General features: G+C 33.5%; 9 protein-coding genes. 2 read left to right on the top strand and 7 right to left on the bottom strand.

The genetic code is table 11. From position 1 onward, the window contains the following. Window positions 1-13 precede the first annotated feature (13 nt). The 7 genes from BM053_RS07060 to BM053_RS07030 all read right to left on the bottom strand — a co-directional run bounded on the left by BM053_RS07060 (window position 14) and on the right by BM053_RS07030 (window position 12856). On the bottom strand, window positions 14-1357 hold the full coding sequence (locus BM053_RS07060; RefSeq protein WP_091475541.1) for an FAD-dependent oxidoreductase: 1344 nt from the start codon (window positions 1355-1357) through the stop codon (window positions 14-16). A gap of 85 nt (window positions 1358-1442) precedes the next feature. Next, window positions 1443-3827, bottom strand: coding sequence for a penicillin acylase family protein (locus BM053_RS07055; RefSeq protein WP_091475540.1), 2385 nt, complete (start codon window positions 3825-3827; stop codon window positions 1443-1445). 78 nt (window positions 3828-3905) lie between these two features. Continuing rightward, window positions 3906-4988 (bottom strand): agmatinase family protein, encoded by a 1083-nt coding sequence (locus tag BM053_RS07050; protein ID WP_091475539.1) that lies wholly within the window; start codon window positions 4986-4988, stop codon window positions 3906-3908. A 34-nt stretch (window positions 4989-5022) separates the two neighbouring features. Then, entirely contained in the window at window positions 5023-6300 is a 1278-nt protein-coding gene (kynU, locus tag BM053_RS07045) for a kynureninase (protein WP_091475537.1), read from the bottom strand. Window positions 6301-6622: 322 nt separating this feature from the next. Then, the gene (gene queA / locus BM053_RS07040) at window positions 6623-7672 is read right to left on the bottom strand and encodes a tRNA preQ1(34) S-adenosylmethionine ribosyltransferase-isomerase QueA (RefSeq protein WP_091475535.1); all 1050 of its coding nucleotides are present in this window, start codon (window positions 7670-7672) and stop codon (window positions 6623-6625) included. Between the two features lie 165 nt (window positions 7673-7837). Continuing rightward, window positions 7838-10498, bottom strand: a complete 2661-nt coding sequence (locus tag BM053_RS07035) for a LamG-like jellyroll fold domain-containing protein (protein ID WP_091475534.1) — start codon at window positions 10496-10498, stop codon at window positions 7838-7840. Between the two features lie 213 nt (window positions 10499-10711). Then, on the bottom strand, window positions 10712-12856 hold the full coding sequence (locus BM053_RS07030; protein ID WP_091475532.1) for a T9SS type A sorting domain-containing protein: 2145 nt from the start codon (window positions 12854-12856) through the stop codon (window positions 10712-10714). A gap of 151 nt (window positions 12857-13007) precedes the next feature. Between BM053_RS07030 and BM053_RS07025 the strand changes: the two genes are divergently transcribed. Then, complete coding sequence (locus BM053_RS07025; RefSeq protein WP_167357314.1) at window positions 13008-15836, top strand: sensor histidine kinase; 2829 nt, start codon at window positions 13008-13010, stop codon at window positions 15834-15836. Next, window positions 15829-16590, top strand: a complete 762-nt coding sequence (locus BM053_RS07020) for a LytR/AlgR family response regulator transcription factor (protein ID WP_091475529.1) — start codon at window positions 15829-15831, stop codon at window positions 16588-16590. The genes BM053_RS07025 and BM053_RS07020 overlap by 8 nt, the downstream gene beginning before the upstream one ends. Window position 16591 lies beyond the last annotated feature (1 nt).

The raw sequence follows: 16591 nt of genomic DNA, 5'->3' as shown, positions 1-16591 counted from the left end.
CTTAAAGTTGTCATTATTTGGAATTTAATAATTGAATAATTTTATTCTCAACTTCTTCTGTTTGCCAATTTGTTTCAATATTATTCATTTTCAAAACTTCTTGCATAATACTCTCTTGAAAATCACCAATAGCAAGTGCTTCCGAATACGGTCGAGTAGAAAAAGTTACTCTGTCGTATAAAGGCATCCATTTTTCTGGGTGTTTTGAAGCAAACCATTTTTCAATTTTCTTTTGAAGCAAGAATTTTTCGTCGGCAGTTTTTGTACCCATTTCCATAAAATTACGATAGGAAAGTTCCGCAATGGCATCGGCATCGGGTTTGCGTGATTTTTCATATTCTGAAAAAATCGTTTTCCAATCGTTTCCGTATTTCTGCATCATTTCGTACAGAATGGTAATGTCTTCAAAACCTGCATTCATTCCTTGTCCGTAAAAAGGAACAATGGCGTGAGCGGCATCGCCAATTAAGGCTACTTTATCACTATAAGTCCAAGGAAAACATTTCATAGTAACCAATGTACTGGTTGGATTTTTAAAAAAATCTTCAGCTAAATCTGGAATCACATCAATTGTATCTGGTAAATTTTCTGCAAAAAAAGCTTCTACTTTTGGACGATTATCTAACGAAGCAAACGAATTTTCTCCTTCAAAAGGCATAAAAAGTGTACAAGTAAAACTTCCGTCGAGATTAGGTAATGCAATGAGCATATATTTTCCTCGTGGCCAAATGTGTAAGGAATTTTTGTCGAGTTTGTAACTTCCATCGGCATTCGCTGGAATATGTAATTCTTTGTAACCTGTATTTAAGAAATCTTGCGAATAATTAAACATGCTTTGGCGTTGCATACGGTGACGGATTCTAGAAAAAGCACCATCAGCACCAAAAACCATATCATATTTTACGTCAGTCCATTCGCCACGTTCAGTTTCGCCCATTTGTAGCGTGGCATCGGTAAGATTTACATCCCAAATTTTTTGTTCGAAAAAGAATTCGGCACCAGCTTCTTCGGCCAAATCAATCATTTTACGATTAAGAACACCACGAGAAATTGAATAAATACATTCTCCTTGCAAGCCGTAATGTTGAAAATTTAATTGATTACCAACGTGAATCGCTCGTTTTTCCATGGCAATGGCAATATGACGCACCTTGTCGCCTACGCCAGCACCATCGAGAGCTTTCCAGCCACGATTAGACATTGCCAAGTTGATAGAACGCCCAGAAAACTGAATGGTTCTAATATCTGGGCTTCGATCATAAACATGAACGGTGTGACCTTCTTTTTTAAGATATATTGCTAATAACGAACCGACTAAACCAGATCCTACAATTGCAATTTTTTGAGATTTCTGCATTAAATAATTACGAATTACGAATTAAAAATTACAAACCAAAGCTGTAATATTAATCATAGTTTTAAGTCTACAAAGATGCGGCAATTTATTTAGCTTTGAAAACCAATTTGGTAGAAGTTTTTATGATTTCTTCCTTATTAATTTTCATTTTCCTAAATTTTCCTTGCAAATACATTTCGGCTTGGTCATTATAATGGGCACTCATAGGGTTTCCAGATTGCCCTGTCGGCAAGATGCTCCAACTGTTTTCTATGTCCGAAAAATCGACAATTCGTCGGGTTGATGGACCAGCTTTTACAACATGTTCTATTTCGTCCGAGTAATCGAACATGGTGTTGTTTATAACTTCGTTTGTTCCCGAAATTTCAAATTTACCAACATTAAAAAACGGTTTAAATAAAGCCACACTTCCCAACGGATGTTTGTATTCTACTTTGTGTACTTTGTTCCAAGTCCAAGAATTTGCATCGGTTCCTAATTGATTTTTCAAGCTTAAAACGGCCTGTTTGAATGACAAATTTAATATTTCGTTTCGGGTTTCTTTTTTGTTTTTTGTATCAATATTATCCCACCAAGGCGAATTTATATTTTTAGTTTGAAAAGCTATACTTTGCTTCATAATATGGGTTTTCAAGAATTGTTTGAATGAAATTTCGCCCATTTCGTCTTGATATGTATTTTTTAAATAAAAATAAATCAATTTGGTGTAAATAGTTGGTGCAACATCATTTAAATTATTAGAGCCGTTCCATTTTCCTAAAACTTCATAAGCCTGTTTTTCTTGCTTACTTAAATCATTTGCTTTGATTACCAACAATAATTCTTGAACAACTTCTACAGAAACTGGCGACCTATTATCGGTAAGCATTTTGCTCACATCGTCTTTACTCCAATCACTTTTATTGTCTAATAAATTCGTGATTCTTCTGGCTCTATCTTCAGGTAAATAATAGCCTGGATAATTGTAACCATCAATCGTTTCAGGCATATTGTTTGAAGAATACACGTAATTCCAACTTGGATTTATAGCTGATGGATTTTTTGAATAATCTAAAAACTGTTTCTTATCATCGATACCATTGGTACCGTTCAAAATAAGATTAGGATTAACGCCTTTTTCTAATTTGTATAATTTTCCAGAAGTAAACCAAGCAACGTTATTTTTGGCATCGCCATACATAATATTAAGTCCTGGCGCCACAATATAGGAAACGCCTTTTTGAAATTCAGCTATGTTTTTGGCTCGGCTTAAACTATAAACTGCATCAAGGATTTTGTTAGGTTGTTGTGTATAAATCCATGAGAAAGAAACTGGTTTTTGGGTTTTAAAATCGGCAATTAGGTCATTAATTATTGGTCCGTGTTGTGTTTCTTTTACTTTTAAAATTACTGATGTAGAATCTTTTACTTTAATAGTTTTGGTTCTAATTTTATAATTTTCGAAACCAGTTACTGTTTTATACTGATTTTCGTTTTTTGGGTTGTTTTCTTCTTGAAACAAATCGGCATCATCGTTTTCGAACATCGTCAATCCGTAAGCATAATCACGATTATGACCTAATAACGGAAACGGCGTTCCTGCCAAATAATAACCGTACATTTCGTATTCCGGACAAGAAATATGCGCTTCGTACCACGTTCCTGGTTGTGAATATTCGATGTGTGGATCGTTGCAAAACAATACTTTTCCTGTTTTTGTTTTCTTTGGCGAAAGCACCCAACTATTGCTCCCGATAAATGGCGGAACTGGAGAATTTTCTAACAAAGTGGTTATCGATTTCGAGATTTCTATGTACTGTTGCGCTTGTTCTTTTGAAATTTTTAATCTTGTTGGATTTAATGAATAATCGATTCCTAAATCTTTCAAATATTCTTCTCCGTATTGATTTTTAATATCGGTAATCAAAGGGTCTGTTTTTTGAGCCATAGCAAAACTAAATGACATATATCCAAAAGTATTGTAAACGTCTTTTAACGTGAATTTTTCTTTTTTAATTCCTAAAATTGTAAACTCGATTGGTGTTTTTCCGTTTTCTAGATATTGGTTTACTCCGTCGAGATACGCCATTGCCATTTGGTATGGTTTTCCGTTTTTGTCTAATTGAGCTATGGCTTTTTCTGAATTTTCTTCGATTCCTAAACCAATAAAGAATTTATCGTTTTTAAGTGCTCTGGTTCCGAATATTTCAGATAATTTTCCTGGTGCAATACGACGAATGAGTTCCATTTGCCATAATCTATCTTGCGCATGAACATAACCTAATGCTGTCATTGCATCTTTTTGGTTGTCTGCATAAATGTGCGGCACACCATAATCATCAAAATATACAGTTGTTTCTTTTGATATGTTTTTTATAGAAATTTCTCCTTCGTATTTTGGTTTTGTAGTTAACAAGTAACCATACAACAAAAGTGAAATAACAGCTATGAATGAAATAAAAATGAGAAGAACTTTTTTAAACTTTTTCATTTGAGACAGATTGATTTACCAAATATAAAAAAAAGACGAATGCTATATTCGTCTTTTTTTATAAATGTCTAATAATATTTATTTCCTGTTAAAGTTGATTTTCTGACCAACTTCCATTCCGTTATTTTTGGCTAACATTCCACACATGTGATATAGCATTCTTGCACCAACATTTCCGTCCCAATCATCATCTTCGCCTGGCGCTACTTCTACTAAATCGAAACCTATTATTTCTTTATCTGAATTGGCTAATTTGCTTAACAAATAAGTAGCTTGCTCGAAAGAAAAGCCTCCCGGAACTGGCGTTCCTGTGTTTGGACAATACCAAGAATACATTCCATCAATATCAAAAGAAACGGTTACTTTTTGTGGCAAAGCAGCAATGATGTCGTTGCATTGTTCTTGCCATGTTTTGCCTTCAAAAGTTTCGGCTTTCATATCCATATCGGTATGCACTACAACTCGATTGGATTGTGCTACTTGTACTTCTTGTTCACAGAAATCACGAATTCCGACTTGTACAATTTTTGAAATTTGAGGAATTTGCAAAGCATTATACATGATTGATGCATGCGAATAAGTAAATCCTTCGTAAGCAATACGCAAATCCATATGAGCATCAAGATGCAGAATTCCGAAATCGTCGTGAACCGTTGCCAGTGCTTGATAATATCCTAATGGTGTAGAATGATCTCCGCCTAACAAGACTACTTTTTTTCCTTTTTGTATCCAATGTAAAACACGTTCTTTTACTTCGGTGTGCAATTCGGCACAAACTTTATTTATTTTATCTAAATCAAATTGAAGTGCTGGAAAATTTTCAATTACTTCTCCGTTTTCCAAAGCTTCGATAATAGGTTGTGCAAGGCTTTTGTATTTATCTGAATTTTTTTTCCAATGTGTTGGTGCTTCGTCATAATACATTCCTAGTTTCCATAATTCTGGAAATTCTTGGTGTTGTAAATCAACTTGAAAAGAGGCTTCTAAAATGGCTTCTGGCCCTTCCGATGCTCCTGCTCCGTAACTCACCGTTACTTCCCATGGTACTGGAATAATAATAATTTCTGATTGTTCGGCTGTAAATGGTAATCCGAAAATGGTAGCATCAGCTAATCCTGGTTGCGATGGGTCAAAGTTTTGTATGATTTGTTCTTTTGTCATTTTTTTTAATGTTCTAAAACTATAAAAAGCTTAATTAATTTTCTAATATTCCTTTTTTTAATATTTGGCCAAAATTGTACATATCTTCATAAGAACAATATAAAGGAACTGGTGCCAAGCGAATTACATTAGGTTCACGCCAATCGGTAATTACTCCATTTTTCATTAGATAATCAAATAATGGTCGTCCTTCTCCGTGAAGAAAAACAGAAAGTTGACAAGCTCTTTCTTCTTGATTGGTTGGTGTTAAAATTTCGAAATGACCTTTCACTTCTTTGTCTATTTCGTGAAGAATAAATTCCAAATAAGACGTAATTTGGTTTCTTTTTGTAATTAATTTATCCATTCCAACTTCAGCAAACATTTCTACTGATGCTAAATACGGTGCTAATGATAATATTGGTAAATTACTTATTTGCCAACCATCGGCGCCATGAACTGGATCGAAAGTAGGCTCCATTTTGAAACGTCGTTCTTTATTGTGTCCCCACCAACCTGCAAATCTTGGCAAGTCTGAATCGTTATGGTGTTTTTCGTGTACAAAACAACCTGACACATTTCCTGGTCCTGAATTCATATATTTATAAGAACACCAAGCAGCAAAATCGACATTCCAATCGTGTAATTCTAATTTTATATTTCCTGCGGCGTGAGCCAAATCGAAACCAACTTTTGCACCTTGTTTGTGTCCTGCTTCGGTGATGGTTTTCATATCGAAAACTTGTCCTGTATAATAATTTACACCGCCAAATAATACCAACGCCAACTCATCGCCTACTTCTTCTATTTTTGCAAGAATATCTTCTAGTCGGATATTATGTTCGCCTTCTCTTCTCTTTATTTCGACAATAGCATCTTCTGGTTTGTAACCGTGAGAATTAACTTGACTCTGAAACATATATTGGTCTGACGGAAAGGCTTTTTCTTCGCAAATAATCTTGTATCGTGTTTTTGTAGGGCGGTAAAACGAAACCATTAGCAAATGAAGATTTACTGTAAGTGTGTTCATTACTGTTACTTCACTTGGTTTTGCTCCTACAATTTTGCTTAACGGGTTTGCAAATCGTTCGTGGTAATCCCACCATGGTTTGTCTGCATAAAAATGTCCTTCGACAGCGAGATTTGCCCAATCGGACATCACTTCATCAACATAAGTTTTGGCTGATTTGGGTTGTAATCCTAATGAATTTCCTGTAAAATAAATTACATTTTTGTTGTCGTGTTGTGGAAATATAAATTCGTTTCTATACTCTTTTAGTTCGTCTTGCGAGTCAAGCTGTTGTGCAAATTGTAATGTATTTTGGAAAGTCATGATTTGGTTTTTGATTTTGTAAAAATAAGAAAAAATATTTCACGAAGATGCGCAAAGTAGACACAGAAATACACGAAGTTTTTTTTGAACCATATAAGACATTTAAGGTCATATAAGTTTGGCTTTTGAATGTTGAAATACTGTCCGCGTGAGGGATAGCATTGGAAATCCTTTTGTGAGGCACGAACAAAAGATTGGAACGGATAGCCCGACCCTTTTCGGGTCACGTCATACTTCGACTACGCTCAGTATGACAAAAAGGAATACAAAAAAACCTTTCATTGCTGAAAGGTTTTATATTTAAATCTGAGATAAATTATCTTTAGATAATTAACATCGCATCACCGTAAGAATAGAATTTATACTTTTCTTTGATGGCTTCTGCATAGGCTTCTTTCATTAAATCGTGTCCACAAAATGCTGATATCATCATCATTAAGGTCGATTTTGGTGTGTGAAAATTGGTTATCATACAGGTTGCCAAACTAAAATCGTGTGGTGGGAAAATAAATTTATTTGTCCAACCATCGTAAGGATTTAGTGTTCTTGCTGAAGATACTGAACTTTCGATTGCTCTCATTGAGGTTGTTCCTACGGCACAAATTCTGCTTTTTCTTACTTTGGCAGCATTTACAATATCGCAAGCTTCTTGTGTGATTTTTAGCTCCTCAGAATCCATTTTGTGTTTAGATAAATCTTCTACTTCTACTGGATTGAAAGTTCCTAAGCCTACGTGAAGTGTTACTTCGGCAAACTGAACTCCTTTTATTTCTAAACGTTTCAATAAATGTTTAGAGAAGTGCAATCCTGCTGTTGGAGCCGCTACTGCGCCTTCTTCTTTTGCATAAATAGTCTGGTAACGCTCTGCATCTTCTGGAGTTACTTCGCGAGAAATATATTTTGGGATTGGAGTTTCTCCTAGTTCTGTAAGTTTTGCTCTAAATTCTTCGTAAGAACCATCATAAAGGAAACGCAATGTTCTTCCTCTTGATGTTGTATTGTCTATAACTTCGGCTACTAACGAGTCGTCGTCGCCAAAATATAATTTATTTCCGATACGGATTTTTCTTGCTGGATCGACCAAAACATCCCAAAGGCGTTGCTCTGCATTTAGCTCTCTTAATAAAAAAACTTCGATACGAGCACCTGTTTTTTCTTTGTTTCCGTATAAACGTGCTGGGAAAACTTTAGTATTATTTAAAACCAAAACATCTCCTTCGTCGAAATATTCTAAAACGTCTTTGAACATTTTGTGTTCGATGGTTCCTTTTTGTCTATCAACAACCATTAATCGTGATTCGTCACGGTTTTCGGCTGGATATTCAGCTAATAATTCGGCTGGCAAATTGAATTGGAAATGAGATAATTTCATAGTAAAATTTTAGAGTTCTGAATTTGAATTTTAGATTTTTTGAATTCTAAAATTAAATCGTGTGCAAATATACGATTGTGAGATAGGCGTTGTCAAGTAAATTAGGTTTTATTTTTAAAAACACTTGATTTACTTGACAACGCCTATACTTCTATTCTAAAAAATCTATTCTTTCACAATCCGCTTCGTTTCTACCGCATTGTTTGTGTCTTCAATACGAATCATATAAATACCGCTTGCCAAATCTGAAATATTAACTTGTTTTTGATTTGAATAAAAAACTTTTTGCCCTTGTAAATTATAAACTTCTACCGATTTGATTTCAGTATCGGTTTCAATGTTTAGAATATCACGAACTGGGTTTGGATAAAATGCAACTTTTAGGTTGTTTTGAGAAAAGTTAGATGATGCTAAAACGTTGTTGTTGTGCAATTCGCCTACTTGAGATGCACTCAATTCGTAGTTATAAAATTGTAAGTCATCAAATTCAACGATGGCTTGATTTCCTCCAAGTCTGAAAGTAGAGCTACCCGTATTAAGATTTAAATTTGTACTACCTACAAAAACACCATTGTTATATAATTTTACAACGCCACTTTTATAAGTTACAACAGTGTTAATCCAAGTATTGGCCGCAGTTGCAGATCCTGTAAATGCTACATCCGTTACCGAACCTTGAAACACATAATTTCCATTTGCTAATAAATATATCCCAAAAGTTTGCAAACTTCCACCAGTTCCATAAGCAAATAATCCAATAGCGGTGGCATGTGTTGGTTTTTTATGCCAAAAAGAAATCGTTCTTTCTGTAGTGCCAATTGGTAAGTTTGGAATTGTTGCAGTTGAAGGAGTTGTTGTACTTCCTATTCTAACAGCAGATGTTACTTGGCTATTTCTATCGGCAACAAAAGTTGTATTGGGTGCTGAAAACGGATTTGTTCCTCCAGCATTATTTAATGAGTTATTAAAAGGATAATTTGCTATTTGTGATGGCAAAGCTAATGTATTGAAACTTGCCTCTGTACTTGTAGAAACTCCTGCGGTATTTGTTGCTTCCACTTGATAATAATAAGTAGTTGCAGGAGTTAAACCTGTTAAACTTACATTACCTGAGATAGTAGTATCTCCAGAAACTGAAAATCCAGTAACTTGATTGGTTAAATTTCCACTTGATAAGCCATATTTTACAACCGTTGTAGTTGCTAAACCTTTATCCCAAGCAGAATAATCTATAGATGCTGAGTTTGTTGTAATGGAAGAAGCGGCTACACTATAAATTCCAGGAGCTTGTGATTGTGTTGTGAAACTCAATATAGGGCTTGTTGTTGTTCCTGATGAATTTGTTGCTTCTACTTGAAAATAATACGTGGTGTTTGGTAAAAGTCCTGATAAGTTTGCAGAACCATTCACCGTTCCATTTCCAGTAGTAGATGTTCCTGTTGCTTGACTTGATAAATTGCCACTTGAAAGCCCATATCTAACTAAAGATGTTGTGTTTAGTCCAAAATCAGACATTGTATAATTTATAGTTGCGCTATTATGAGTAGTAGGATAAGTTGTAACAGTAACCGCTGGTTTACTATACAAACCTAAAATTTCAGGGTGAGACAAGGCACGATCGTAGATTTTTAAATCGTCAACTGCTCCTTCAAAAGCACCAATTCTAAATGATGTTAATGTAGTATTCAGTAATGGTCTTGCAACTGGCCCAAAATATTGACCGTTGATAAAAATTTTAGCATTGTCATTTTCAAAAACTACTGCAATAAAATACCATGTAAATGGTGCTATAGCTCCTGTTGTAAAAGGCTGATCGTATGAAAAACCTTGAAAGTTAACACTTGACGATCCAAGATAAAATCCAAACGTATTGTATTGACTACTAGCCCCGTAACCAAAAGAAGCAAAGGAAGTTATGGGACTAAAAGTAGAATGGTTACACCAAAACGAAATGGTTCTATCTGTTTTTCCTAAAGGTAAATTAGGAATAGTACAAGTTCTAGTTGCAGAAGCCGTGGTTACCATTGCTTGACCAGCAGCATTTCTACTCGCAGTATATGTAATAGGGAAAGAAGCATTACTAGTTGTAAAGCTTACAGTATTAGTGTCATCTGCTGGCGAATTGTTGAATGAAAACGATTTTATAAGTCCAATTGATCTAGTACTAGGCTCATTATAAATTTGTAATGCTTCAGCATCTGTTACAGCTCTATCGTATACTCTTAAGTCATCAATCAATCCATTAAACCATTGCTGACCTCCTGTACCAACACCTAATTTAAAAATATCTGAATTATTAATAGTGTTCCATGATTTTGCCATTGAACCCATTAACTGTCCGTTTCTGTACATTTTAGCAGTTGTTCCATCATAAGTCATTACAAAATGATACCATACATTTAATGTATTTGGATTTCCGCCCATTATAAGTGTATAATCATCATTATGAGACACCATCATTGTTCTGTCGGTACTAACTCCACCACCAAACGCATTTCCAGTTGTACCTGTACCATAACTAAAAACAGGTCCATAATTTAACCCAGCATCTGCTATCGATTTAACCCAAAACGAAATCGTTCTGGCAGCATTTCCGTATGGCAACCCTGGAATTGTAGCTTGCGATTGTAAAGCATACGTCATTCGTACTGCCGAATTGGGATGTCCACTTCTGTCAAAATCAAATGAGGTTGCAGAAAAGGAAGTTGTTCCTGCCACATTAGCATACGAATTATCAAACTTGAATTGTTGAATAAGACCTGCTGTAACTTGCGAATTTGCATGCGAGAAAGCCAATAACATAAATAATAGTAAGCGTGTTTTCATAATAAAGTTTTTTAAGATTATGAAGCAAAACTATGAGAATCAGTAAAGCAAAATCGAGCCAGTTTGAGAACTGCCGTTTTGAGTTTGAGAACACGTTTTTTTATTGTTTTCGATTGTGGTACTTTTACAATGATTAAAATAAAATTGATTAAAAAATAAAAAAGTGTACATCAAAAAACATTTGACATACACTTTAAAAAAATTATAGAAAATTTATTGTTTCACTATTTTTTTAGTTTCTACCGCATTGTTTGTGTCTTCAATACGAACCATATAAATACCACTTGCCAAATCGGAAACGTTAATTTGTTTCGATAAAGCAGTTTTTATTTTTTGCCCTTGTAAATTGTATATTTCTACGGATTTGATTTCGGTTTCGGTTTCGATGTTTAGAATATCACTAACTGGGTTTGGATATACTGCAACTTTTAAATTATTTTGTGAGAAATCAGGAGATGATAAAGTGTTATACACATATAAACTTGTAATGTCGTTTGTTGGTAAAACATAATTAAAAATTTTCAAATCGTCGATCGCAAGAGTAGCTGATATGTTACTAGAACCCAATACAAAATTTGATGCTGTTGTTGCTAAATTATACGGACTATTTCCTATAAAAGCACCATTTACATATATACTAACATTTATTCCGTCGTATGTAATTACTAAGTGTCTCCAATTATTTGCAGAATATAAGGCAGTAGAAATATAATCACTTTGCCCATTTTGAAAAGTATGATAAGCATTAGCCCCAAACATAGTAATATATGAACCAAAGATACCGTTAGCACCTGTTCCGTAATAAAACAAACCACTTGTACTTGATAATACGTTTACTCTATACCATAACGAAACTGTTCTGCTTGCATTTCCTAAAGGAGCTGTAATTCCAGCTTGGGTACCCGCACCTCCCGTGATTTGCAAAGCATTATTTGCGACACCATTTCTATCGGTAATAAATGAAGTAGCACCTGTATTCACAAAGCCAGTATTTCCGTTTATATTATTATAGGTATTGTTAAAAGTATATTCTGCAATTGGTGGCGTCACAATAGGAGTAACAAAACTTCCAATACTATTAACCGTTGTTCCTTGAGAATTAGTTGCTTCTATTTGATAATAATAGGTTGTGCCTGGATTTAAAGCTGGTAATATAACATTACCATTTACATTAGAAGTACCCGTTGCGTTAAATCCAGTTACTTGAGATATTAAACTATTAGAAGCTAATCCATATTTTACAACAGAAGTCGTAGCAAAGTTTTTTGCATTTAAAGAAAATTTAATCGTAGCATAATTTGGGTTTGGGAAAACAGTTGGAGACAAAATGTCTGGTTTTAACGAAGGAGCTATTGCTCTAATTCTATTATTGAAATGATCAACAATATACAAAGTATTATTAGTAGTATTTATAGCTATCCCTGTTATCACATTAAAACTTGCAACAGAAACATCACCATCAGTAGTTCCTGAATAACCTAAACCAGCATAGGTAGTAACAACACCTGCTGAAGTAATTTTTCTAATTCTGTAATTGTACGAATCAGCCACGTATAAATCACCTGAACTACCAATAGTAATTCCTAATATACCATTGTTAAATTGAGCGGCTGTTCCATTACCATCTAAATAACCAATTGTACTGCCTGCAAAAGTTGTTACTACACCAGCTGGTGTTATTTTTCTAATTCTACAGTTTTCACCTACAAATACATTTCCAGAAGCATCAACGGCAATTCCAAAAGGATAACTAAATTGTGCTGCCGTTCCTGTTCCATTTACAAAACCATTTGTGCTTCCAGCTAAAGTGGTAACAACACCCGCAGGAGTGATTTTTCTAATTCTATGATTATTAGTATCTGAAACATATAAATTTCCAGACGCATCAATTGCTAAACCTTGTGGATTTTGAAATTGTGCTGCGGTTCCAGTTCCATCTGCGGTTCCCAATGTTCCTCCTGCAAAAGTTGTAACAACCCCAGCAGATGTTATTTTTCGTATGGCATGATTTCCAGAATCGCAAACGTAAGCATTATTAAAACCATCCCGAGCAACACCCGTCAGACTATTAAATCTTGCTGCTGCACCAGTACCATTTATAATTGCACCACTTGTGGAGCTTCCTGCCCAAAAGCCAGTTGAATTGTCAGAATATATTTTTCTAACCCTATTATTGTTCTGATCTGTAACAACCACGGCACTACCTCCGTCTATTGCGATTCCGGACGGACGATTAAATAGAGCAGCAGTTCCTGTTCCCTCTACATATCCTGAGGTAGATCCAGCCCTAGTAGAAATTGTTTGCGCCTTAGCAAAAGAAAATGCCATAAACATAAATAATAGTAAACGTGTTTTCATAATATATTGTTTTTAAAAATTTATAAGGCAAAACTAGTATAACCATTAAAGCAAAATAGAGCCAGTTTGAGAACTGCCATTTTGAGTTTGAGAACACACTTTTTTATTGTTTTCGATTGTGGTACTTTTACCAAGATTTAATTTTGGAATTTTGAAAAAACAAATAACCATATTCTTTTTTCTGATTGGAACATTTTTCGTTGCACATTCGCAAGAAATTTTTCATCAAAAAATAACTATTACCGAGGGTTTACCTTCCAATAGTGTGTATGATATTATGCAAGACGAGAAAGGATTTATTTGGTTTGCCACCGATGAAGGTGTTTCTCGATTTGACGGGCGAAATTTTAAGGAATTCAAATCACAAAATAAAAGTGGTAAAAGCGGCTCTTTTTTGAAAAAAGATAATTTCGGACGTATTTGGTACGAAAATTTTGATGGTTATATAAATTACGTTCAAAACGATTCTGTTTATAAAATAAACCAAGGAAATCCCATGGGTTTTATAAACTATTCTATCTACAAAAACCAACTTATTTATTGCACACAAAAAGGCTACGAAATTCTTGATTTAAAAACTTTTAAAATAATTAAGAAACAAAATCTGCCTGATTTCAGAACTTGCTTTATAGAAACTGTAGGTGATAAAACTAGGTTTTTTGACCCATCTCTAAAAACAATCACCCTAAACAAAAAGACTCTTTCTAGCAGTTCAAATCGTTTAACGGTTCCTTTAGTAGCTCCCATATTTACCACTTCCAACCCGATATATTGCACAGACAAAAGTAATACAAATAAAAAAATGTATAAAATCGAGAATGGAAAAGCAATTCCATTATTTGAATTTAATAGCAGCCAAACCATTCAAAACTTATACTTTTTGCAAAATAAATTTTGGATTTGTACCAATAAAGGACTTTTTGTATTGGATAAAAACGGAAAGGAATTAAACAACAAGCCCTATTTTGAGAATTTTAGTATTACTTCTTTTTATATCGACAACGAGAAAAAATACTGGATTGGCACATTGAACGATGGTGTGCTTCGGTTTTCTGATTTTAGCGAAATTCAAAGTGACCAGAAAGAAATAAAACCATTATTACTTTCGGCAGAAAATTCAAAATTATTTATTGGTTCAGAAAACGGAAGAATCTATTCCATTTCAAATGATTTTAGAAGTTTAAAAGAATTGCCACTGAAATGCAAAAACCAAATTCTATATATCAACAATACTCATCCAAAATTCAATTTTATCGCAGCCGATGGCATGCACAAAACCAATAAAAATTTTGAAGTTTTAGCCCATGAAACATACGCACTAAAATCGATAGATTTTGTTACTAAAAACGAAGCTATTATTGCGGTCTCTGGTTTTATAGGATTTGTAAACATTGGGAATGCCATCGCAAAAAGCGAAGTAGGTAACTTTCAATACATAGACAAACATTATCATTTAAAAGATAATATTCGAGGGAAATCGGCGATTTGGAATCTCGTAGATAACGAAGCCTTATTTCTGACTAATATGGGATTGTTTAGTTATAAAAACAATCGTTTGCTAGAACTAAAACTTGATGACAAAAAAACGGGCTTTAGAAGTATCAAAAAAGCAAATAATCGTATTTATATTCTAACCGATGACGATAAATTATACCACTATAGTAATGGTAAATTTGAATTCATAAAAACAGGATTGGAAAATATAACCTTTTTCAAAAGTATCAAAAACAACATTTATCTAGGCACAAAAAATGCCATTTATGTATTGAAAAACAATGTTGCACAAAAAATAGAGACAATAAAAATTACCGAAAAAATACAAGATTTACAAATAGACGAAAACTATTTTTATGTTTTAAGTAAGCAAAATATTATTCGTTTTAACAAAAACAATACAAAACCAAATCAAAATAAAAGTCCGTTATATTTAGAAAAAATTTGGGTAAACAACGAAGATTTTACAAATAAAGAGAAATCAAAACTTCGCTATAATCAAAACGACATAAGGCTACAAGTTGCTATGATTGATTATACAAAAACAAATAGTGTTTTTTATAGAATCAATAACGAATCTTGGAAAGAAATTTTGAATAACGGAAACATCCTTCAACTTTCTTCATTATCTCCCAATCAATACCAAATTGAATTTAGTAATCAAAAAAACGGTTATATTTTACAAAAAGTAAACTTTGAAATCCAACTTCCGTTTTGGGAGAAAATTTGGTTTTATATCTTGCTTTCATTACTAATTACAGCACTAATTATTGCGATATATTACAACCGATTAAAACAAATAACCACAAAAAACAATTTAATTATTGACAAACTAAAACTTGAAAATTATTTGAGCGAAAGCAGAGTCAAATTGATCAAAGCACAAATGAATCCGCATTTTTTCTTTAATGCGCTTAACACTATTCAATCCTATATTACGACTAACGAAACCGAAGAGGCGACCAATTATTTGAACAAATTTTCGAGGCTTACTCGAATGATTCTGGAAATGACCGATAAAAACTGGATTACCATTGAAGATGAACTTCGTATGCAAACCTTATATCTTGATTTACAAAAAGTGCGTCTTTCTGATTTTGATTTTCAAATAGAAATGAATCAAAAAAATATTTCACAAATTACCATTCCTACAATGTTATTGCAACCCTACATCGAAAACGCTATCATTCATGGATTGGCGCATAAATTAGGACCAAAAAGATTGCATATTGATTTTAATGTTGAAAATAATCGACTAAAAATCAGCATAAAAGACAACGGAATTGGGATAGAAAAAGCAACTAAAATTAACCTGAAAAACACTTCAAAAAACACTTCTTTTGCTACAAAAGCTACTTTAGAACGTTTAGAAATCATTAACAGAAATGAATGCGAAATTTCGGTTGAAACCAATGAAATTCTTGACTCGAATAAACAATCGGCAGGAACGGAAGTAAAAATAATCATGGATTTACGTTATGAATAAATATAAAACCGTCATCATCGAGGACGAAAAAAGAGCACAAATTTTATTGCAAAACATTTTGGAAAATCATTTTCCGAATATCGAAATTACAGCCGTTGCCGATGATTTGCCTTCGGGAGTAAAAGCTATTAGAAAACACAAGCCCGATTTTGTTTTTCTTGATATTGAGATGCCAAATTATAGTGGATTGGAAATATTAGATTTTTTTGACGAAAATCTGGTCGATTTTTCCATCATTTTTACCACTGCCTACAATCATTATGCGATAGAAGCTTTGAAAATTTCAGCTGTAGATTATTTGTTAAAACCATTAAACAAAGAAGAAATTAAAGACGCTCTCGAACGTTTTGAAAAGAAAAAAAACAAACAAAACCAGGAATCTTTTTCGAGTTTGAAAAGTATTATTCAAGATAAAAAAATAAACAAAATCGCTGTTCCTGAGGGAAATCAATTGCATTTTATAAAACCAGAAACAATTATTTACATCAAAGCAGACAATTCATATTCTGAAATTTATTTGGATAATGGTAAAAAAATGACTGTGAGCCGTTCTATCAAAAATTTTGAAGATGGATTGAAACAAAATAATTCTTTTTGTCGCATTCATAAATCTTATCTTATAAACACTTCGTACGTTGAACGATACGACAAATCAAATGGAGGTTGGATTACACTAACTAATAAAACGGAATTACCCATTTCGTCTGAAAAAATTAATGATTTCTTGAATATGATTGATAAAATTTCGAGATAAT

This window comes from Flavobacterium swingsii (assembly GCF_900111965.1).
Classification (GTDB): domain Bacteria; phylum Bacteroidota; class Bacteroidia; order Flavobacteriales; family Flavobacteriaceae; genus Flavobacterium; species Flavobacterium swingsii.
The sequence above is the reverse complement of the archived record's forward strand: the minus strand, read 5'-3'. Positions and strand labels throughout refer to the sequence as shown.

Bases quoted from the DNA above. Each gene is read 5' to 3' on its own strand.
- BM053_RS07060 (WP_091475541.1), bottom strand. From the start codon at position 1,357: ATGCAGAAATCTCAAAAAATTGCAATTGTAGGATCTGGTTTAGTCGGT.
- BM053_RS07055 (WP_091475540.1), bottom strand. From the start codon at position 3,827: ATGAAAAAGTTTAAAAAAGTTCTTCTCATTTTTATTTCATTCATAGCT.
- BM053_RS07050 (WP_091475539.1), bottom strand. From the start codon at position 4,988: ATGACAAAAGAACAAATCATACAAAACTTTGACCCATCGCAACCAGGA.
- kynU (WP_091475537.1), bottom strand. From the start codon at position 6,300: ATGACTTTCCAAAATACATTACAATTTGCACAACAGCTTGACTCGCAA.
- queA (WP_091475535.1), bottom strand. From the start codon at position 7,672: ATGAAATTATCTCATTTCCAATTCAATTTGCCAGCCGAATTATTAGCT.
- BM053_RS07035 (WP_091475534.1), bottom strand. From the start codon at position 10,498: ATGAAAACACGCTTACTATTATTTATGTTATTGGCTTTCTCGCATGCA.
- BM053_RS07030 (WP_091475532.1), bottom strand. From the start codon at position 12,856: ATGAAAACACGTTTACTATTATTTATGTTTATGGCATTTTCTTTTGCT.
- BM053_RS07020 (WP_091475529.1), top strand. From the start codon at position 15,829: ATGAATAAATATAAAACCGTCATCATCGAGGACGAAAAAAGAGCACAA.